The 21,762-nt window shown below is 35.0% G+C and carries 15 protein-coding genes; 8 read left to right on the forward strand and 7 right to left on the reverse strand.

Annotated features, from left to right (window positions below):
• Nucleotides 1-942 precede the first annotated feature (942 nt).
• The 4 genes from CF599_RS16100 (at nt 943) to CF599_RS16115 (ending at nt 8,211) form a co-directional block, all read left to right on the forward strand.
• On the forward strand, nt 943-1,617 hold the full coding sequence (locus tag CF599_RS16100; RefSeq protein ID WP_121967002.1) for a response regulator transcription factor: 675 nt from the start codon (nt 943-945) through the stop codon (nt 1,615-1,617).
• 166 nt (nt 1,618-1,783) lie between these two features.
• Nucleotides 1,784-3,139, forward strand: a complete 1,356-nt coding sequence (locus CF599_RS16105; protein ID WP_121967003.1) for a sensor histidine kinase KdpD — start codon at nt 1,784-1,786, stop codon at nt 3,137-3,139.
• A 635-nt stretch (nt 3,140-3,774) separates the two neighbouring features.
• Nucleotides 3,775-6,822: a SusC/RagA family TonB-linked outer membrane protein gene (locus CF599_RS16110; RefSeq protein WP_121967004.1), complete on the forward strand. Its 3,048-nt coding sequence runs from the start codon at nt 3,775-3,777 to the stop codon at nt 6,820-6,822.
• Nucleotides 6,823-6,834: 12 nt separating this feature from the next.
• Nucleotides 6,835-8,211, forward strand: coding sequence for a RagB/SusD family nutrient uptake outer membrane protein (locus CF599_RS16115; protein WP_121967005.1), 1,377 nt, complete (start codon nt 6,835-6,837; stop codon nt 8,209-8,211).
• A 202-nt stretch (nt 8,212-8,413) separates the two neighbouring features.
• Here the strand turns inward: CF599_RS16115 and CF599_RS16120 are convergent, their stop codons facing one another.
• The 5 genes from CF599_RS16120 to CF599_RS16140 form a co-directional block, all read right to left on the reverse strand.
• Nucleotides 8,414-9,322, reverse strand: coding sequence for a YafY family protein (locus tag CF599_RS16120; RefSeq protein ID WP_121967006.1), 909 nt, complete (start codon nt 9,320-9,322; stop codon nt 8,414-8,416).
• A gap of 576 nt (nt 9,323-9,898) precedes the next feature.
• The gene (locus tag CF599_RS16125) at nt 9,899-10,732 is read right to left on the reverse strand and encodes a S1 RNA-binding domain-containing protein (protein ID WP_121967007.1); all 834 of its coding nucleotides are present in this window, start codon (nt 10,730-10,732) and stop codon (nt 9,899-9,901) included.
• 40 nt (nt 10,733-10,772) lie between these two features.
• A complete protein-coding gene (locus CF599_RS19965) occupies nt 10,773-11,513 on the reverse strand; it encodes a hypothetical protein (protein ID WP_254050339.1) in 741 nt (246 codons plus the stop codon).
• Nucleotides 11,514-11,551: 38 nt separating this feature from the next.
• The gene (gene dnaX / locus CF599_RS16135) at nt 11,552-12,637 is read right to left on the reverse strand and encodes a DNA polymerase III subunit gamma/tau (protein ID WP_121967008.1); all 1,086 of its coding nucleotides are present in this window, start codon (nt 12,635-12,637) and stop codon (nt 11,552-11,554) included.
• A 47-nt stretch (nt 12,638-12,684) separates the two neighbouring features.
• Nucleotides 12,685-13,380 (reverse strand): DUF4294 domain-containing protein, encoded by a 696-nt coding sequence (locus CF599_RS16140; protein ID WP_121967009.1) that lies wholly within the window; start codon nt 13,378-13,380, stop codon nt 12,685-12,687.
• 157 nt (nt 13,381-13,537) lie between these two features.
• On the opposite strand from CF599_RS16140, the gene CF599_RS16145 reads away from it, so the two are divergent.
• The 4 genes from CF599_RS16145 (at nt 13,538) to punC (ending at nt 17,643) form a co-directional block, all read left to right on the forward strand.
• A complete protein-coding gene (locus tag CF599_RS16145) occupies nt 13,538-14,629 on the forward strand; it encodes a M42 family metallopeptidase (protein ID WP_121967010.1) in 1,092 nt (363 codons plus the stop codon).
• A gap of 204 nt (nt 14,630-14,833) precedes the next feature.
• Nucleotides 14,834-15,613, forward strand: a complete 780-nt coding sequence (locus CF599_RS16150) for an enhanced serine sensitivity protein SseB (protein WP_121967011.1) — start codon at nt 14,834-14,836, stop codon at nt 15,611-15,613.
• Nucleotides 15,614-15,619: 6 nt separating this feature from the next.
• Nucleotides 15,620-16,282 carry a chloramphenicol acetyltransferase gene (locus CF599_RS16155; RefSeq protein ID WP_121967012.1) on the forward strand — a complete coding sequence of 221 codons (663 nt, stop codon included), beginning with the start codon at nt 15,620-15,622 and terminating at the stop codon, nt 16,280-16,282.
• Nucleotides 16,283-16,461: 179 nt separating this feature from the next.
• Nucleotides 16,462-17,643 (forward strand): purine nucleoside transporter PunC, encoded by a 1,182-nt coding sequence (punC, locus tag CF599_RS16160; RefSeq protein ID WP_121967013.1) that lies wholly within the window; start codon nt 16,462-16,464, stop codon nt 17,641-17,643.
• Nucleotides 17,644-17,737: 94 nt separating this feature from the next.
• On the opposite strand, the gene CF599_RS16165 is transcribed toward punC, so the two are convergent.
• Nucleotides 17,738-18,997 (reverse strand): aminotransferase class I/II-fold pyridoxal phosphate-dependent enzyme, encoded by a 1,260-nt coding sequence (locus CF599_RS16165; protein WP_121967014.1) that lies wholly within the window; start codon nt 18,995-18,997, stop codon nt 17,738-17,740.
• Nucleotides 18,998-19,235: 238 nt separating this feature from the next.
• Complete coding sequence (locus CF599_RS16170) at nt 19,236-21,641, reverse strand: thiamine pyrophosphate-dependent enzyme (protein ID WP_121967015.1); 2,406 nt, start codon at nt 21,639-21,641, stop codon at nt 19,236-19,238.
• Nucleotides 21,642-21,762 lie beyond the last annotated feature (121 nt).

Here is a 21,762-nt window from a genome sequence, read left to right on the forward strand (position 1 = left end):
ATCCTTCTTCGGATAACCTATTTACAGGTGTAAAGATCGGTTATCCGAGTTAAGAGGATGATTTAAAGCATATTATAGATATGAAAAGCTCCGATAAAAGTTTTTATCGGACACTGATGGGTTATAATGTAGAAAAGTCATAATTCCCCCAAAGCATAACAAAAACAATTCCTAACATACTAGCTATCTTTAAATTAACAACACAGCATTCTTTACACCTCTTTAAAACATTGTAATTTAATAAATTACACTTAAACCTCATAACTAATTCACTCATATTTATTAGAAGTAACCTAGGATCACAGATTCCTCTACACCCTCTCCCAACATTACCTTTTTTTCGTATCTTTGCCTATAACAAAGACCATCATTCAATACGCTCGTATTGAGAATATTATTCTACTAAAAGTCTAGTACATTCCTCTTAAAAGAAAGCACAAACCACAGCTTTCTGAAATCATTTTTTAAAATTTTAACGATGTTTTTAACAATCTAAAAGAGGCCAAATCCCAGCATTTATGCAGCATTACTCGTGGTTTGTTCGGGACTTGTTCGCAAATACCCCCTGTTTTCCGAAGAAGTCCCGAACAATCCCCGAACAACTCTCAAACAAACCCTTGTCAAGCCATGCTATCACTGGGTTCAAAGCACTCTTAAAACCACTAAAAAACAACTGTTTGTTAAAATTTTAACAACCTGTGATTTGTCCTATTTTAACAAATTTGTTAACTTTTAAATATTCTTATATCGCGATTAAACAGATAGATATAATAATATATAAATCATTACAAACAATTACTTTACGGTGTATAAAAGCACACTTAATTGACCTCATAACTACCTCAATATAACTCTCTAAGAGAATTCTAACCGCACATTAAATTTCTCTAATGCTTAAAAGTGGCTCGATATATGCATTAGCTTTGTTATAAAATCAGCTATATGAACATACTTTTAATAGAAGATGAAGTAAGTGTATCTAACTTTATTAGAAAAGGACTAGAAGAAAGTCAACATCAAGTAGCCTTTGCCTATGACGGGATGATAGGGCTACAGTTAGCAATGGAACAAGAGTTTGACCTCATCATATTAGATGTTATATTACCTTATATGAACGGATTCGAGCTGTGTCAACAGATCAAAAAATACAAAGGTGATATTCCTATCCTGATGCTGACAGCATTATCTACCTTAAATGATAAAGTGAAGGGATTTAATATGGGGGCAGATGATTACTTGACGAAGCCATTTCACTTCGAAGAATTACTCCTGCGTATTAAAGCGCTTACACGTAGAAATACGATGTCGATGCCTACCCTAGAATATAAGGCAGCTGACCTAGTGATGAATACCTATAAAAAATCGGTCTCTAGAGCGAATAAAGATATTGTACTTACTCAGAAGGAATACACACTATTAGAGTATTTCTTAGTCAATAAGAATAGAGTATTAACACGTACGCAGATAGCTGAAGCTGTATGGGGAATAGGTTTTGACAGAGGGACTAATCTAATAGATGTTTATGTCAACTATGTGAGACGAAAAATAGATAAGGAATACGACACTCAATTAATTCATACTGTTATCGGTATGGGGTATATCCTAAAGGATGAGTAGTTAATAGTTTACAGTTGATGGTTTACGGTTTTATGTAGCAGTTAAAAGAGTATTACACTAGTAAAGCCAATAATTTAGTATAGTGTCCTAATTAACAAAATTACGACTTTACGTCATCACATCTTTACAAAAAAACGGTTTCACAACATCACCAAAAAACAGAATAATGAAAATACGCAATAGACTTTCTCTCCAATTCTCAGGGCTATTCACGATCCTCTTATTAGGGGTATTAGTGGCTGTGTACTTTGTTGTATCTAATCATTGGCAGAATACGTTCTTTAAACAACTAGAAGATAGAGCCTTCACAGTAGGGCATAATTATCTAGCTGAAGACAACTTTACAAAAGCTGAGTTTGATGAAGTCTTGCGCAAATATCCGCGTACACTACCTCAAGAGGAAATAAGAATATACGATATTAATTACGAACCAACTTTTATAGAAGAGGGTGATCTCAAGTGGGACAAAGCTACTCTAGCACAAGTAGTAGATAAGAAAAAAGTCTATACTAAGATGGGGGATGATTATGTAGTAGGAATCTTTTATAGAGATAATTCTGGTGACTTTATCGTAATGGCTAAAGCCGCAAATGAGAAAGGAGTTGCTGCACTTCAGCAGTTGAGAACAGTGATGCTCGCTAGCTTAGTTATTGCATTACTGATTACTTTTTTTCTATCTCGCCTGTTCGCTGGTTATTTCTTGATACCCATTACCCGTATTAATAAACACATCTCTAAGAAGAATATCTCTACTCTTTACCCTATCCCTACGCAGGATATGTCTAAAGATGAGATACGCACACTAAGTGAGACCATTAATGAGTTGTTTAGAAGATTACAAGATTCTTTTGACAATCAACAGGCTTTCGTATCCCACGCCTCACACGAGCTTAAAACCCCCATAGCATCTCTAATGGGGAATGCAGAGATAGCTTTGAGACAATCTCGCTCTGAAGAAGAATACATTACAGTACTTCAAGGGGTAGTACACGATGCTACTCATATGGATCAGATGATTAATAATCTCCTAGCATTATCTCAGTTAGACAGCTCAGTCTATCCATTACATAAACACGCTTTCGAAGAGTTCTGGTGGACGATGATAGACCACTTGATAGCCGCTCAGAAAGACTTAAACCTAGAGATAACAATCAATACTGAAGAAGAACTACACAAGCTATTCTTTAATGGCAATGGTGGTCTATTAGAACTTGCCTTGTCTAATGTAATACTAAATGCAAGTAAGTTCTCACAGAACGAACCTATAGAATTAATCCTAGATACAGATAAGGATAATATCATCGTTATCGTCAAGGATCAAGGTATCGGAATAAAAAAAGAAGACCTAGACAAACTATTTCTTCCTTTTTACCGTTCTAGTAATGCCTTTGGTATTAAAGGGACTGGTTTAGGACTGTCCTTAGCGTCAAAGATAGTTCAGTTGCACAAAGGGCAACTAACCATAGACTCTGAATTAGCTGTAGGAACGACAGTTGTTCTTAAGATACCTAAAAGCGTTTAAAACAAGCATCTCAATCATTATCTAAATTATAATTCGATTAACAGCGAGTATAGTAATCTATACTTGCTGTTTTTTTTTTGTGATGTCGTGATGTTGTTTGTTGTAGAGTTTATTATACTTTCTAAGGTTTTTAGCTACGCAGTATTATTCTTTTACTTTTTTCCTTGATGAAAAAAGTAAACAAAAAAATCAAGGCTCAACCTAGTAAGCGGTCAACTACAGCTTAATTCTTAAACAAAATTAACTCCCTTCGGTCAAACAGAATTTTGTTTTGCAGAATTTACGCCTTGTTGACGCTCGCTCACTAGCTTAGGCCGTTAGGACTTCGTAAGGTTAATTATGTTTTATAGATTACTTCATTTTATCACTTCGTAAGATTGTTTAACTATTAAACGTCAGATGACAACTGTTCGTTATCAACAATAAACCACTTAATATTAATCAGTTACAAATTTTATCAACTTTAAGTAATTAAAACATATTATCTTCTCATTTCCTTAGTACCGAAGGCAACCATTCCTAATTCCTAATTAAAATTTTCTAATCTCCTTTTAATCTTCTACTCATATCCTTCTAAGACCATACTAATTACCTTGAAATAAGTTTGTACTGTTAAATAGAACAATAACTTATTTATGCATATCACTAAAAGATCGCTGTTGTCACTTGCCTTATTTATGGCTACGACCTTAAGCAGCTACGCACAAGAAAAGAAAGCTCCTATCGTGGTGAGAGATGCCGAAACGCTTCTTCCTCTACCAGGTGTTATGATCGAAAACATCACTAACGATGCTGTAGATCTTACACAAGACGATGGTAAGTTCGAATTAGAAAACAACGACTTAAAAGAAATAAAGCTTCGCTTATCATATATCGGTTACTTTGATAAAGAGATTACTATAAAAGCGGGGGCATACCCTTCATTTATAGACTTAGATATAGAAGATAATATATTAGAAGGTATAGTAGTAACGGGATATACTAAACAGTCTCGCTCTAAAACTACAGGTGCCGTTAGTAAAATAGAGGCACAAGCGATCAATAGATCACAAGTGAGTTCAATGGATCAAGCCCTTCAAGGGCAAGTACCCGGACTATATGTAGCCTCTCCATCTGGACAGCCAGGTACTCCTGGTAGAGTCACTATCCGTGGTATCGGGTCTATGCAGGATGAGAATACTAATCCTCTTTATGTATTAAATGGGATGCCTATTTCACCTGCTACCTTCTCAGCGCTTAATCCTGATGATTTCGAAGATATCACTGTGCTTAAAGATGCTGCTGCGACTGCTCAGTATGGATCTAGAGGAGCAAATGGAGTAATCGTGATTACCTCTAAAAAAGGGCCTAGTGATAATGATGGAATGCGTATCACTTACCAAACGCAATACGGATATTCTGAAGCGAATAACAGCAAATGGGATATGATGAATACCAACCAACGTCTACAATTTGAAGAAATGCTTCAAGATCAAGACTTACCTGGATGGGCATATTCTAGAAACAACCCTTATAAAGTAGTCAATGGTGTACAGACAGCTAAGACAGAGGCTGACTATGCAGATGGAGACTTGCGTCTAGCAGAGCTTAGAAGAACGAATATCGACTGGAAAAAGAAACTAATGAGACGTGGGATTAACCAATCTCATAACCTTAGCTTTCAAGGTGGTAATGCAGATACACAACACTATACTTCTGTGAACTACTTCAAACAAGATGGGGTGCTGTATAACTCAGGTATTGAGAAGTTCAACGTGAATAGTAATATCCACAATAAGTCTGGTAGATTAAGCTCTAATTTCTTTATCAACTTAGCGAATATCAATAGCCAGACTTCAGAGTCTGACTTCGATGTAAGTGAGACTAATCCTGTAGCCTCTATGTATTTCGCTCTTCCATATGAGAATCCTTATGACGAGAATGGAAAGCTAACACCTGGAGCAAATAGATTTGGTACGAATGCTTTATCTATGTATGATGATGTTAGCAGAAGAGAAAAACAACAAAAAGCAGTATTAGCAGGTAACTTCTCTTTTGATATAACAGACGACTTAAAACTGACAAGTACACTTGGGGTAGATTATACTAAACTGAGTAATACACATATTATCAAGCCTGACACCTATTTCGGTGATTTAGTAGAAGAAGGCGGACAAGGGATGTTTAGCCAAGGGGATCAGACGAACATTGGTCTGATGGCTAACTTCGGTGCCAACTATAAATACAGATGGGGAGCGAATGAACTAGAGGCTATCGCATTGATGGAGATGAACAGACAGAAGTATAACTATCACGGATTTACAGGATATGGATTGATAGATGGTCTTGATCATACTGCAGGTGGTATCACTCCAGGTACTCCTGAGAATGACTTTATCCCTAAAGTGGAGGGACGAGCATCTGAGAATCTTTTGTTGTCACAGGTAGGATTATTGAGATATTCGTATGAGAACAGATTTACGCTATCTACTAGTTTGAGAAGAGATGGTTCATCTCGTGTACCGCGTAACAATAGATATAAATACTTCTACGCTGTCGGTGGTAGTTGGAATATGAAAGTAGAAGACTTTATGCAAGATATAGACGTCATCTCTATGGCGCGTCTTAGAGCTAGTTATGGTCTGACCGGTAATGCTAATGGATTCGCTAGTGACTTCGGATATCGCCGTCTTTACGGACCTGGACAGTATAACGGAGGTACAGCCTTTAACCCACTGTCACCTGGTAATAGTCAGTATAACTGGGAGATGAATAAGATCCTAGACATAGGAGTTGAGTTCGGATTCTTTAACAATAGATTGATTGGAGAGGTTGATGTCTATAATCGTATTACAAGTGATTTATTCTTAGATAGAACTCTTTCTAATACTTCAGGTTTTGAATCTATAGCTGATAACATGGGTAAAATCAGAAACCGCGGTATTGAGTTTAAAATATCAGGAGATGTGATTAGAAGTGGAGACTTCACCTTTAACTTAGGTGTGAACTTCGCCTACAATAAGAACAAGATCTTAAGCTTAGGAGACGAGGACGAAATCATCACAGAGGACTACTCTATCCACCAAGTAGGAAAGCAAGTAGGTCACTTCTATATGGTCAAATGGGCAGGTGTAGATCAGCAGACTGGTGCTCCACTGTACTATGACAAAGAAGGAAATATCACTGGTACATACGATCCAGACAATGCGGTATTAGTAAAAGGAGGTTTTGACCCTGCTATAAAAGGAGGTTTCACCACTAACTTTAAATATAAAAACCTAGAAGTAAGCGCATTGTTCTCATTCATTAAAGGAATGTATCGTCTGAATACAGGAGAGTTTTACAGAACGTCAGCAGATCAGACTTACCGTATCTATAACCAATCAACAAGTATGTTAGATATGTGGCAAAACCCAGGTGATGTAAGTGATAACCCAAGTGCTAAGTACCCACGTTATATGACAGATAGAGAGTTGCAAAAAGCAGATTACTTAAAACTTAGAAACTTAAACATCAACTACAAGTTTAAAGATTTCGGCAAGTGGAACAAGGTGGTTAAAGAGGTAAACATCTTCGCTCAAGGACAAAACTTATTGACGTGGACCAACTTCAAAGGGCAAGATCCTGAAGATGATAACAACTGGTACCAATATGAATATCCTCTACCACGTACGATAACAGCTGGAATAAAAGTAATCTTTTAAAAACGACAACAAATGAAAACAATCTTATATAAAATCAGTATTGCGGTATTACTTATCACAGGAGCGACGAGCGTTCAGAGTTGTGATAGTATGCTAGATATAGATCCAAAAGATGCCGTAAGTGATGACTACATTTACAGTTCAGTCAAACAATTTGAGTATGGTGTATTAGGAGCTTACACACAGCTAAACATTGACTATAACACACTTATTGGGTCTGTTATGGCTGATGACTGTCAACTAGCACCGGGTAATGCAGGAGTTAATTCCTATGCTGTAAATATCAACAGATGGACATTTAGCGCTGATGACGATATCTTACAACAGATATGGATTGACTATTACCACAGTGTGTATAAAGTGAATGTCTTACTAGAGAATATGCACAGAGTACCTGTTACTTCAGAAGCAGATAGTCAGAAGTTAGCAGAACTAAAAGGAGAACTACACGGGCTAAGAGCATTAGTACACTTTGAACTACACCGTATCTTCGGACAGTCAGAGTATCTAGGGATGAATGCTTCCACTATACCATATAAGACGAAATCTGATATATTCGAAAAACCAGGTAAACAAACCTTAATTGATTTCTATAAACAGCTATGGAGTGATATTAACGAGGCACAGGAGCATTTAACGACAGACTCTAGTATTCGCCTTAGTCACGATGCTATTATCGCCTTAGGTGCACGCGTATCGCTTTATGGAAAGGATTATGACAAGGCTGCTCAATATGCAACTGAGTTAATCAACAAATACCCACTTGCGTCGGCTAGCGAATTTGAAGGAATCTGGGAAGACACCTCTAATGCGGAAGTAATCTTTAAGCTTAAACGCAATAACGACGATAACATCAGACCGAACATATTCTGGTATGACTTCAGCAGCGGTAAGACTTTATACTACGCTTCTAAAAAGTTAAGAAATCAGTTTGACGCAGACAACGATATGAGATATGAACACTACTTCGGTGTTGAAAATGACGATGTAATTAGTAAATATGACGGTAGTGCATTTAATGATCGTATCAATGACTACAAGGTATTTAGAATTAGTGAGATGTATCTAATCCGTGCAGAAGCATCACATAAACTAGGTAATATACAAGGTGCCACTTCAGATATTAATAAATTGAGAGAAAATAGAATCAAGGATGTGGCTAAGTTTAATACTGTAAGCCTAAGTGATATCCTAAAAGAGCGCTTCTTAGAATTATCATTTGAGGGGCATAGATACTTTGATTTAAAGAGACTAGGGCTACCTCTAGAGAGAGATAAACAAGATCTAGCAGTAGATACAGATGAGTTGGTGGTAAGTCCTTTTGCAGAATATTATCAACTACCAATTCCACAGAAAGAAATACAGGCAAACCCTAATTTAAAATATTAACTTTAAATCTTTTAGTAAGAAAGTGATTGAATTAGGCCGTTCCTTGTGAGCGGTCTTTTTCTTTATAGATAGTACTAATAATGAAAATAGCAGGCCCCCGCCTGCTATTTCCTTAGAAACAAACTAACCGTTGTATCTGTATATTTTGACTTAATAATAACTTATCATATACAGGACAACTTCTTACATTAATTCCCCCAAACTAATGTACTTTTAAATATTCTTCTTCGTGTTGCTGTAAAGCAAAACGCAATTCATTAATAACTTCTTCTTTTAATTGAACAGGAGAGATAACCTTAACTAGCTTACCGAACTTCATAATCTGTTGTTTCAACTCAAAGTTAGGTTTTACTAATAATGTAACGGTAAATCTACCATCTACGTGTTCATCATTAATCGCTTGTGAAGAGTGAAGAGGGCACGCTTGAAGCAAACCTTTTTGACTCTTATCAAAAGACAAGACTACTTCGTGTAATTCGTTTCCTGTAAAATTAAGACCGATGATTTCACTAAACCTATCTCTAGCAGATTCAGAACAAGCTTTAAACTTTTCGCTCTCGATCTTTACTTCCGTAATTGTATCTAAGAAGTAAGTTTGATAAGCATCCTCCTCAATAGCTACAACATACCAAGTATCTTGAAATTGTTTAAATAGAATAGGTGAAATCTTTACTCTTTGTTCTGCCCCCCCAAGTTGGTTAGCATAAGTAAATGATATCTTTTGACTTTTAGTCATTGCCTTATAGATCATTCTAATTGTATCTATAGGCAAGACACCTTTTTTAGACTCTGCATCGATAAAAGGTGATACAGCAGATTTAGCTCCATTACTGGCATTTAATATATCTGTTGTAACCAAGTCTTTCAATTGTAAAAGGACTTTATTTGCGATCGTTAAATACTTAGGAGCTATGTAGTACCCCTTTTTAGCATTGTCTAACGAAACTTCCACTCCAAACTCTGTAGACAAGTCACTAAGTGCGCGATATAAAGTACGTTCACTTATATCAATGTCATAACTTGCTAAATACTCAAGAAGCTTTTCCCGAGATGGATAATGGTTTTGATTTAGGTAATTTAATACCAAAAAATAATAGCGTAATTTCTTCATTTTAACCCCAATTAAAATTAAGTGATAGTTGTGTTTATTATCAGTAACTAATATAATCTTTTTTCATAAGAAAAAAAACTATCTAATTGGGACACAAAAGTAAGCGTATAAGGTATAACCCAACTAAAAATTGGGTGAAGGTGCATTTTTCCTTAGTAAGCAAAACACGCAACAAATAAAATATGTTGTATTATTTATCAAAAAAAAGCATTAAATAATACGCACTACCTCTCTATAAACCTTTCCTAGTTCACTTTGCATCCTTAAACCTATATATCAGTAGTTGTTAAGTACCACAAGGTTCATTCATACTTATATTATCTAATTAACCTTGTTAATTCATCTTCTTCTGATGCATGAAATAATTTAAAAAAGTAGCGCCTATTTTAAATAAATAGACGCTCTGTGGGGACTTTTAAAACAATTCTTTCATATTAATAAAAGTCCTGCAAACTTATACTTTGGGAATTTAACAATCTAAAAAAATGGGTGAAGCAAGGCAAAAACTGAGTGAAGCCCAAAAAAAGGAGCTGAATAATATATCCAACTCCTTTAATAATTTTTACAAGACTAGTATTATTGTCTTACTAGATAGATACCGTCTTCTTTGATTTCTATCTTCTTCTCTTTATAAAGCGCACCAACAGCTTTCTTGAATGTTTTTTTACTCATATTCAAGACAGTTTTGATATCTTCTGGATGACTGCTATCGTTTAAACCTAAAAAACCTTTGTTATGCTCTAACTCTCTAATAATAGTAGAAGCTCCTTCTACTACTCCACCATATCCCATTTTAGTTCTACTAACATCTATTTTACCATCAGGACGAATAGATTTGATATATCCTAAAACACGGTCTCCTGTATGTAGTTCTTCAAATACCTCATTCTTATACATTAATCCGGCATGTTTCTCATTAATGATAACATTAATTCCAAGGTCAGTGATATGAGATACCATTAACTCTACCTCTTCTCCTTCAGTAACAGTGATATCTTTATTATCAACGAACTGCTTTAATTTACTAGACCCTACTAAACGATTAGTTTGATCATCTAGATACATATAGATAAGGTATCTATTCCCTTCTTTCATTGGTCTAGCTTGCTCTCTAAAAGGAACGAATAAATCTTTCTCTAGTCCTATATCCATAAAGGCACCAAAGTCATTTATATAATTAACCTTTAGTAAAGCAAACTCATTTACATATATCTTTGGTTCTAAAGTAGTCGCTACTGGTCTTTCTTCTTGATCCAAGTAAACGAATACTAATAGTTCGTCCCCTACTTTATAATCACTTATTTCGTATTTAGTAGGTAAAAGAACTTCCTGCTCACCATCTGTCAAATAAATACCAAAGCTAGCAAAACGGCCAACCTTTAATTTATTATCATCTCCTATTTTTATCATAATCTTCTATATCTTAATTATTGTACACCAACTTTATTTTTTACCTTATCTCTAAGTCAAACATATCTCTTAACGCATTTACTTCTGGGTTAAGATCAACAAAATGTTGATATTTATCTTTTGAATCAAGCACCTTTTTCACGAGCTTAATCTCTTCATTAACAATGATGTTTAATTCAATGTCAAAGTTCTGTAATTTTTTTCTAAGGTAGTTAACTAGATCATATTTATTCTCTTCAAAACTTAATTTAGAACCTGCATTAGGTAATTCTAGTTCTATTTTTGAAGCTTTAAGCTCTGGTCTAGCCATTCCCATTAAAGACGCCATTAAAGGCAATCCACTTCTCAACAAACGATCTGTATAGAAATTCCACTCCTCCATTAATTGGTTATAAGTAAAAGACTCTTTAGGCAAATCATCCGGATTAACTACATTCTTTTCTAATGAAGAGGCTAATTCCTTCCTGTTTCTAATACTTGTTAATGATAGTGCAGAAGTACGTTTAGGTTGTTGGCTTTCTACATTACCAAGCGTATTGCTATTTTGACTAGCTTCTTGAATATTACCTATTGGATTTACCTCGATAGGCTGATTTTGCGGCACACCTTGAGTCTCAAACGTATTTACTTGCCCATTAAAAGCATTATCTGGATTAATAGGTGAACCTATATTATCGCTACTAACAATGTTTATATCAATTAGCTCATTACTACCTACCTGATCAATAGTATGATTACTACTATTAGCAAGTCGGTTTAATGATTCTACCTGGTTAGGCATAACATTTTGTAACAACGCTCTAAGCGCAGAAGCAGGTATTATAAATTGTTTATCTTTTTTTTTTCGCCTTCATAAGATAAAGACGCTAACTGCATAAGACATAATTCCACTAATAATCGCTGATTCTGACTAGACTTATATTTTAAATCACTGTCATTCGCTATCTCTATGGCTTGTAATAGGAAAGGCATAGAAGTACGTTGAGATTGTACCTCAAACAATTGTTTTCCGTGATCTCCGATCTCTAATAAGCCTATTGTCTCAGGTGTTTTACATACCATCAAATCTCTAAAATGAGAAGCTAATCCTGAAACGAAGTGATGACCATCAAATCCTTTAGATAGAATATCATTATAAGCTATCAATAAGGCAGGTATATTATTCTGCAAGATAAAGTCTGTAATGCGAATATAGTACTCGAAGTCTAATACATTCAGATTCTCTGCAACAGCCTGTCTTGTTAGATTACGTCCGCAATATGATACCACTCTATCAAAAATAGATAAGGCATCACGCATAGCTCCATCTGCTTTCTGAGCAATAATACGCAGCGCATCATCTTCATAGTTTATCCCTTGACTTCTAGCTACTAGCGCTAAGTGATTAGCTGCATCAGCTATCGTGATACGTTTAAAGTCAAAGATCTGACATCTCGATAAGATCGTTGGTATAATCTTGTGTTTTTCAGTAGTTGCTAATATAAAGATAGCATGACGTGGTGGCTCTTCTAATGTCTTTAGGAATGCATTAAAAGCAGCTGAAGATAGCATATGCACCTCATCGATAATATATACTTTATACTTCCCTGTCTGTGGAGGGATACGCACTTGATCAATAAGACTTCTGATATCATCCACTGAGTTATTAGACGCAGCATCAAGTTCAAACACATTAAATGCGAAGTCCTCATTCGGATCATCATACCCTTCTTGGTTTATCTTTCTAGCTAAAATACGTGCACAAGTAGTCTTCCCTACTCCTCTAGGTCCTGTAAATAATAAAGCTTGTGCTAAGTGATTACTCTCAATAGCATTAACTAAAGTACTTGTAATAGCTTCTTGTCCTACTACATCTCTAAAGGTTTGTGGTCTGTATTTACGAGCAGATACGATAAATTGTTCCATAGGTGTCTTATTATCGCAAAGGTAGTTTATTTTTTAGAATACAGAAACTATTCTCTTAACTCTGAAGGGAAAAACTCATCAGTACTGATCTTTTTAGACCACTGTTTACGCAGTTCATTCAGATTAATCGGTTTATGAGCTGGCCTATTTTCTAATTCAAAACTATAGAACAGATATTGAAGTTGTACTTCGATATAAAAATCATCAAGGTATAGTTCCGGATGGTATTCTGATTTTAAGTCAAGACTAAATGTTCTCGCTGCTGTATTAGACCAAAACGCCTTCCACCCACTCTTAAACTCTTTGATAAGTTTATAAACCGTTTGTCCTGTCTGTCTATCGATTAATTTGATCAATATCTTACCATCATTACGAGATAGCTTTTTAAGTTTCTCTGTGAATTGTTCTTCTAAGTACTTTTGTGAACGTTTAATATACTTGCGTTTATCACTATTACTAGACATTTTCTCTAAATTGGCATTTAGGATAACTAAGTTCTCAGCAGTTGCTTTGGCATACGGATATACTCTGCGTAATCTGTTGCGAAGAATAATCATATCACGACGATATTTTTCATCTTTTATATCAACACCTATAAATATTTCAGGCATAGTATACTCTTGTATAGTATCCCCATTCACTATAATTTCGTGTGGTATATCTGGCACTGCTACTAGCTTTTCTTCTTGTGCTAAAAGCAATTGACTAACCATAATAAAACCAAACAGCAAAAGCTTTTTCATAACTTTACATCTATATCAAAATATAAATAATCCTCCAACAAATTGATCCAATAGAACTGTTCACTTCTACTGAATAATGTTAAAAATTGGTCTACCAAAATTATCTCTTTTTGTTGAGTAATAATAATGTATTTGGTAAATTAGCAAAAAAAATATCATGAGTACAAAGACAATACTAGATGACCATTCATTAGCATTTTTAGAGACATATCTAAACAACGCTTCTCCTACAGGATTTGAGTCAAACAACCAAAAGACGTGGATGGAATACTTAAAACCATATGTAGACACCTTTATCACTGATACTTATGGTACTGCAGTGGGAATAATTAATCCTGATGCTCCATATAAAGTGGTTATCGAAGGACATGCTGATGAGATTTCTTGGTATGTTAAGTATATAACAGACGATGGTTTTATTCACGTAGTACGCAACGGTGGTAGTGACCATATGATTGCCCCTTCTAAAAGAGTACATATACACACTAAAAAAGGAATCGTAGAAGGAGTATTCGGATGGCCTGCTATTCACATTAGAAACAGAGCTGGTAAAGAAGAATCACCTAAGATAGAGACTAACTTTATCGATCTAGGATGTGATACTAAAGCAGAGGTAATAGCACTAGGTGTACAGGTAGGATGCGTAATCACCTATCCTGATACATTCACTATCTTAAATGGCAATAGATTCGTATGTCGTGCTATTGATAACAGAATGGGTGGATTTATGATTGCACAAGTAGCACGTCTCTTAAAAGAAAACAACAAAACACTTCCTTTCGGTCTTTATATCGTTAATGCGGTACAAGAAGAAGTAGGTCTACGTGGTGCAGAAATGATCACACAAACAATCAAACCTAACGTAGCTATCGTTACTGATGTCTGTCACGATTCTAATACTCCTATGGTGGATAAAAATATAGAAGGTGATAACAAGATTGGTAGAGGACCTGTTATTGGTTATGCTCCTGCTATTCAAAATAATCTTAGAGAGCTAATAGAAGACACTGCTGACAATAATAACATCCCATATCAACGCAATGCGATGTCACGTGTGACTGGTACTGATACAGATGCATTCGCATACAGTAACGGAGGAGTAGCTTCTGCCCTAATCTCATTACCGCTTAGATACATGCACACTACTGTAGAGATGGTACATAGAGATGATGTAGAGAACACAATCAAACTTATCTATGAAACACTTCTTAAAATAGAGAATAACGAAACATTCTCTTACTTTAAATAGTCAAGCAAAGTATGTAACAACATATAGAATACAATTAAGCAAAGGCAGTCTCGACTGCCTTTTTTATGTTTTATTACTTACTTCCTCTAGAAAACACCACATATAAAGCCCATTATGATTGGTAAAATAGGCTATACTTTTTAACGTCCCTTATCAGTGCAATCAGATTAAATCGGCTATCTTTGAATAAAAATTGATAATACAATGTCGAATTACAATCGCAATAAGAATACAGCTTCTAAACTAAATACTAACCTACCTTTAGCTCAGATAATAGAACTAGCAGGAGATAATCCTGAATACAGAATTGTATTTTATGATCGCTTCCTAAAAGACAGTATTTATGTCTTAGTCGAAAAAGGTTCTCTAGATCTTTATGAGGATAATAATGCTGGTATAGCACCTCCTATCATCGCTTTTGAGAATAACTGTATTCCTGTATTCACTCATCCTGATAGAATCTATGATGCAAGTGCTATACATGAAGAAATGGATTATATGAAAGTTAGAGGTAATGCATTCTTAGAAATGACTCTTGGCGCTACTATTATCGTTAATCCATTCTCTAAAGTTTACAAAGAACTTGTGGCTAATGAAATTTCAGAAATGCTTAATGGAAGTATTTTTAATACACTCTCAAGTCCTGTGCTAAAAGCTCAGATGAATGTAAAAATAGGTAAACCCGAAACTGAGCCAACTACTTTAATAGAAGAATTAAAAGAGGTATTCGCTAAAAACGACCTGATCAAATCAGCTTACATAGGATGGACTTTTAATGAAATACTAGATAAAACTCCTCATTATATCTTCGCTGTTGAAAGCGAGAAAGAGTTGACGAACTTTAAAGAAGTAGCTGACACCATATCAGAACTATGTAAACCACACTTAACTAAAGAGGAATATATAGATATTATCAAATTAGAAAAGAATGGAAACTTCAGTGATTATTTTTACAATCAAGCAGAGCCATTCTATGTAAAATAGATACCTATGAATACTGTTGCTACCTTCACTCCTATTGATTTAGAAACTTGGCCTCGTACTCCTTATTATGAGTATTACCGAAATACTCTAAAAACAAAATATACCGTTAGCATAAAGATTGATATCACAAATATCATTGCTATCTATAAGGACCAAGGATATAAATTCTTTCCTACATTTCTGTATGTAATAATGAAAGCGTTAAACAATAGTGAAGAACTGCGCACTAGTATTCACAATGGTCAACTAGGTACTTGGAATTATTTAACTCCTCAGTTTACATTATTTCATGAAGATGACAAGACATTCTCTGACTTATGGAGTGATTACAGTGAGGACTTTAGAGTATTCTATCAAAATATCATTACCGATATAGAGAAATACAAAGATGTCAAGGGAATCAAGATAAAAGCAGGACTACCTGCTAACTTTACTCCTATCTCATGCGTTCCTTGGATTAGCTTTGATAGCATTAGCCAAGATACTTCACATGACTCTGATTTTCTCAAACCGATTATTCGCTTTGGCAAATATTATACAGAACACGAAAAGGTACTCATTCCCTTATCTGTCTATGTCAATCACGCAATAGCAGACGGATATCACACCTCAATGTTCTTACAAGACATACAAAACATAGTAAATGATGCTAAAAATTGGATAAAATAAGGATTGCCTTTTTAAGGCAATCCTTATTTTTTTATACACCACCCTCAATATCAACAACCTATGCTCTATCTAGCTTTTACTATCATAGTTCTCTATACATCTAATAAAAACAAACAATAGTATTTCCTATCAGACTTATATAATTAGCGTACTTTTGCCGATTCTAAAATTTTCAATATATGCCACAAAAAAATAAGAATAGCTTTGTCTTTTTAGTATACCTCGTTGGATTGAGTATTATTGGTTTTCTAGCCACAGATATGTATCTACCAGCATTTGATAAAATGCGTATTGATCTAAATACTTCAAAAAGTAACATTAGTGCAACCCTAAGCTTATTCTTAGCAGGATATGCTATAGCGCAATTAATGTGGGGTCCAATCTCTGACAAACTAGGAAAGCCCAAAACTATCATCATAGGATTAAGTATATTCACCTTATCATCACTTGCGATATTCTTCACAGGAAGTGTAACTGCCTTTATATTCTTACGCCTTATACAAGCGATAGGTGTATGTGCAGCAGCAGTTAGTTGGCAAGCCTTAGTAATAGAGAAATACCCATCAGAAGAAACCAATAAAGTATTTGCTTCTATTATGCCATTAGTGGCATTATCACCAGCTTTAGCTCCATTACTAGGTGTTTACTTACTTAATCACTTTGGATGGAGATCTATCTTTATTACATTAGCTATTATCTCTGTACTTTTAATTCTTTATACATTCACGATCAAAGAGGATAAAAAAGAAAAGGAAATTAAAGAACACGAGGTAAAACCACAGAATGCGTCATACTTCTCGTTACTTAAGTCAAAGAAATACTTAGGGAATGTATTGATTTACGCACTTTGTTCAGCAGCATTCTTTGCTTGGTTAACGGGATCACCTTTCTTCTTAAAAGAAATGGGATACAGTGAAAGTGAAATAGGTTTTAGTTTTGTCCCTCAAACAATAGCTTTCTTGATAGGAGGTTTTGGATACAGAACATTATCATCTAAAGTAGAAGGAAGTGTATTAATGCCGTATTTTATAGCTTTATACATCATAGCTGTAGGTTCACTTACCGCATTAGCTATATTCACAAACCCTACTTTAACTACTTTATTAATACCATTCTGTTTAATGGCTTTTGTCAACGGAGCATGTTACCCGATAGTAGTATCAGAAGCGTTAAAATTATACCCTAACAACTCAGGTAAAGCAGCAGGATTACAAAACACAATACAATTAGGATTATGTTTTATAGCAAGCTCTATTGTATCTCTATTCACAGAAGACGCTTTGTTCACAACTGTCTTAGTAATGACAGGAACAATACCGTTGATTTACATTGGATATAGATTATCAAGAAGTGCTAAATAACATACTCTAATTACATTTATAGAGAGATTTAGAGACAAAAAAAGGAACCTAACATTAGGTTCCTTTTTTTATATACATAATAACTGTTTCTGTATTAAGATACATCTACAGTAGTTGCTTCAGCGATTTGTTTGTAAGTACCGTTCTCTAACTTCTCACGGATAACTTCATAAGCTTTAAGCGTTACGTCGATATCTTCTTTAGTGTGAGTAGCAGTAGGGATCATTCTCAATAAGATGATTCCTTTAGGAATTACAGGATAAACCACGATAGATAAGAAAATACTGTGATTCTCTCTCAAGTCATTTACCATTACCATTGCTTCAGGGATACTTCCTTCTAAATAAACAGGAGTCACACAAGTGTTAGTATCACCGATGTTAAATCCTCTATCCTTTAGTCCATTCTGAAGTAAGTTAACATTCTCCCATAATTTAGCTTTTAAAGAAGGATTACTTCTTAAAAGATCTAAACGTTTTAATGCCCCTTGCGTGAAAATCATTGGTAATGATTTTGCGAACATTTGAGAACGTAGGTTATATTTTAAATAATCAATAATGTCTTTATCCGCTGCTACGAATGCACCAATAGAAGCCATAGACTTAGCAAATGTAGAGAAGTAAACATCGATACCATCTTGACATCCTTGCTCTTCTCCTGCTCCTGCTCCTGTAGTACCTAATGTACCGAATCCGTGAGCATCATCAACTAACAAACGGAAATTATACTTCTCTTTTAGAGCTACAATTTCTTTTAGTTTTCCTTGTTGACCTCTCATTCCGAATACTCCTTCAGTGATCACTAAAATACCTCCACCTGTAGTTTCAGCCATTCTAGTTGCTCTCTCCATATTCTTTTCGAAACTTTCGATATCATTGTGTTTATAAGTAAAACGCTTACCCATATGTAAACGAACACCATCAATAATACATGCATGTGAATCTACATCATATACAATCACATCATTCTTAGTCACTAAAGCATCGATGATCGAAACCATCCCTTGGTAACCAAAGTTTAATAAATAAGCAGCTTCTTTATCAACAAATGCAGCTAACTCATCTTGTAATTGCTCGTGCATTGTAGTGTGACCAGACATCATACGCGCACCCATTGGGTATGCAGCACCATATTCAGCAGCAGCTTCAGCATCTACTTTTCTTACTTCTGGGTGATTAGATAAACCTAAATAATCATTGATACTCCAGTTAATAACTTCTTTTCCATGAAACATCATACGATTTGACAAAGGTCCTTCTAACTTAGGAAAAACATAATATCCTTCTGCTTGAGATGCCCATTTTCCTAAAGGCCCTTTATTTTTCTGTATTCTGTCAAATAAATCGTTTACCATAATATAACTATGTTTAAAAAAACAATTGCAAAAATAAAGATATTTTGTATGCTTTCATAATAAATAGGGAACTATTTAGCCCGAAACCATTAGAACTCTGATAGTATTAAAACCATTTTAAGTATAATATATCAATAAAGAAATGCGAATAAAAAAAGGCTTTTTATTACAAATTGTTTGATGAAAAGTGATTTTAAAATAAAAACCTCCCATAATGGGAGGTTTTTACTTCATATTTTTAATATAATGCAGGATACAAATTAGGATCAACCTCATTCATAATTGCATAAACTTTTTCAAATACATCTTCTGATGATGGCTTAGAGAAGTAATCTCCATCTGTACCATAAGCAGGTCTGTGTTCTTTAGAAGTTAACGTATGAGGCTCACTATCTAAATGACGGTAACCTTTTTGTTCTTCTAATACTTTTTGAAGAATATATGCTGAAGCTCCTCCTGGTACATCCTCATCTACTACTAATAGACGATTTGTTTTCTCAAGACTCTTCACTATATCGTGATTTAAATCGAATGGCAATAATGACTGAGCATCTATAACCTCAACATCAATACCTACTTCTAATAATTCTTTAGCAGCTTGCTCGATTATTCTTAACGTAGAACCGTAAGATACGATAGTTATATCCTTACCTTCTTTGATTGTTTCTACTACACCGATAGGAGTTTTAAACTGACCTAGATTATTAGGCATTTTCTCTTTTAAACGGTATCCGTTTAAACATTCAATTAATAATGCTGGCTCATCGCTTTCTAACAATGTATTATAGAAACCTGCTGCTTTAGTCATATTACGAGGGACTAAAACGTGCATTCCTCTAATTGCATTAATAATCATCCCCATCGGAGATCCTGAATGCCAGATACCTTCTAATCTATGTCCACGTGTTCTAACGATTAATGGCGCTTTTTGACGTCCTACTGTTCTGTACTGAAGAGTAGCTAGGTCATCACTCATAATCTGAATAGCGTATAATAAATAATCTAAATATTGTATCTCTGCGATAGGTCTTAATCCACGCATAGCCATACCGATACCTTGCCCTAGAATAGTTGCCTCTCTAATACCTGTATCAGTAACTCTATTTATACCGTGTTTCTCTTGAAGTCCTTCTAATCCTTGGTTAACATCACCGATTGTTCCAGAGTCTTCCCCAAAGATCATTACGTTCTTGTGATTCTCTAAGATATAATCAAAGTTACCTCTTAAAAGCACACGAGCATCCACTTCTTCTGCATCTGCATCATAAGTAGGGGCAATGTTCTGTACATTAACTGCCTTATGAGCAGTCTCAGACATTAAGTGAGAACTGTAACGTGGTTGATTCTTAGTAAAGAATTCGTTGATATACTGAACCAAAGTAGCTTTTCCAGCTTCTTTAACTACCATTCTAAGCACCTTACGCGCTACAGTCATGATGTCTTTTCTGATAGGTTCTTTGATGCCAGCTAAATCATTAGCCATTTTTTCAATAAACACTTTATTCGCACTAGAAGCAGCCACTGTATTTAAAACTACTAGCAACTCATCTCTTTCAGCAACTACAGGATCTACATATGCTTTCCACGCTGCTTTCTTTCCATCTAATACTTCTTTCTTAAGCTGTTTATCTAACTCATCAAGCTCTTCAGCAGTAGCAATATCAGAAGATATCATCCAGCTTCTCATTTGAGCTACACAGTCGTGTTCTACCTCCCATTCTAATCTCTCTGGGCTTTTATATCTCTCATGAGATCCAGAAGTAGAGTGTCCTTGAGGTTGAGTTAATTCTTGTACGTGTACTAATACAGGTACATGTTCTTCTCTCGCTATTTTAGATGCCTTACTATATGTATCTACTAAAGCTACATAATCCCACCCTTTTACACGTAGAATTTCATATCCTTTACCAGCTTCATCTCTTTGGAATCCTTTTAATATCTCTGAGATATTTTCTTTTGTTGTTTGGTATTTAGCATGTACAGAGATACCATATTGGTCATCCCATACACTCATTACCATAGGAACTTGTAAAACTCCAGCTGCATTAATCGTTTCAAAGAATAATCCTTCAGATGTAGAAGCATTACCAATAGTTCCCCATGCTACTTCATTACCTTTTACAGAGAAGTTTCCTTCTTTATCTGCATCGGCAAATTCTCTATAGTATTTAGAAGCTTGAGCTAAACCTAATAATCTAGGCATTTGCCCTGCAGTAGGAGAAATATCTCCACTTGAGTTCTTTTGATCAACTAACTTTTTCCAGTTGCCATTTTCATCTAAACTGTGAGTAGCAAAGTGCCCTCCCATTTGACGACCTCCTGACATAGGATCATTCTCTATATCTGCATGTCCAAAAAGTCCAGCAAAAAATTGTTCTACTGTTAATTGTCCTATCGCCATCATAAATGTTTGATCGCGGTAGTATCCAGATCTAAAATCTCCATTCTGAAAAGCCTTTGCCAGCGCTAATTGTGGCACCTCTTTTCCATCACCAAAAATTCCAAACTTAGCTTTTCCAGTAAGTACTTCACGTCTTCCAAGTAAACTACATTCTCTACTTAGTTTCGCAATTTTATAATCTTGAATTACCTCTTTCTTAAAATCATCGTAAGAAAGGGCTGTTTTTGTTTCTTTTTGACTCATTGTAAAATATACTAATTTACTCGTTACGAATATAAAATATTATCGATAAAAAAGCTAACATATAGTTCTCCATTATATTGAATTAATACGCACATACATTACGAATCAAACAATCAAAGAG

It is taken from the genome of Myroides sp. N17-2 (genome assembly GCF_002286775.1).
Taxonomy (GTDB): Bacteria; Bacteroidota; Bacteroidia; order Flavobacteriales; family Flavobacteriaceae; genus Flavobacterium.

Excerpts from the sequence above, each read along its gene's own strand:
- CF599_RS16100 (WP_121967002.1), top strand. The coding sequence starts at position 943 with ATGAACATACTTTTAATAGAAGATGAAGTAAGTGTATCTAACTTTATT.
- CF599_RS16105 (WP_121967003.1), top strand. The coding sequence starts at position 1,784 with ATGAAAATACGCAATAGACTTTCTCTCCAATTCTCAGGGCTATTCACG.
- CF599_RS16110 (WP_121967004.1), top strand. The coding sequence starts at position 3,775 with ATGCATATCACTAAAAGATCGCTGTTGTCACTTGCCTTATTTATGGCT.
- CF599_RS16115 (WP_121967005.1), top strand. The coding sequence starts at position 6,835 with ATGAAAACAATCTTATATAAAATCAGTATTGCGGTATTACTTATCACA.
- CF599_RS16120 (WP_121967006.1), bottom strand. The coding sequence starts at position 9,322 with ATGAAGAAATTACGCTATTATTTTTTGGTATTAAATTACCTAAATCAA.
- CF599_RS16125 (WP_121967007.1), bottom strand. The coding sequence starts at position 10,732 with ATGATAAAAATAGGAGATGATAATAAATTAAAGGTTGGCCGTTTTGCT.
- CF599_RS19965 (WP_254050339.1), bottom strand. The coding sequence starts at position 11,513 with ATGCCTAACCAGGTAGAATCATTAAACCGACTTGCTAATAGTAGTAAT.
- dnaX (WP_121967008.1), bottom strand. The coding sequence starts at position 12,637 with ATGGAACAATTTATCGTATCTGCTCGTAAATACAGACCACAAACCTTT.
- CF599_RS16140 (WP_121967009.1), bottom strand. The coding sequence starts at position 13,380 with ATGAAAAAGCTTTTGCTGTTTGGTTTTATTATGGTTAGTCAATTGCTT.
- CF599_RS16145 (WP_121967010.1), top strand. The coding sequence starts at position 13,538 with ATGAGTACAAAGACAATACTAGATGACCATTCATTAGCATTTTTAGAG.
- CF599_RS16150 (WP_121967011.1), top strand. The coding sequence starts at position 14,834 with ATGTCGAATTACAATCGCAATAAGAATACAGCTTCTAAACTAAATACT.
- CF599_RS16155 (WP_121967012.1), top strand. The coding sequence starts at position 15,620 with ATGAATACTGTTGCTACCTTCACTCCTATTGATTTAGAAACTTGGCCT.
- punC (WP_121967013.1), top strand. The coding sequence starts at position 16,462 with ATGCCACAAAAAAATAAGAATAGCTTTGTCTTTTTAGTATACCTCGTT.
- CF599_RS16165 (WP_121967014.1), bottom strand. The coding sequence starts at position 18,997 with ATGGTAAACGATTTATTTGACAGAATACAGAAAAATAAAGGGCCTTTA.
- CF599_RS16170 (WP_121967015.1), bottom strand. The coding sequence starts at position 21,641 with ATGAGTCAAAAAGAAACAAAAACAGCCCTTTCTTACGATGATTTTAAG.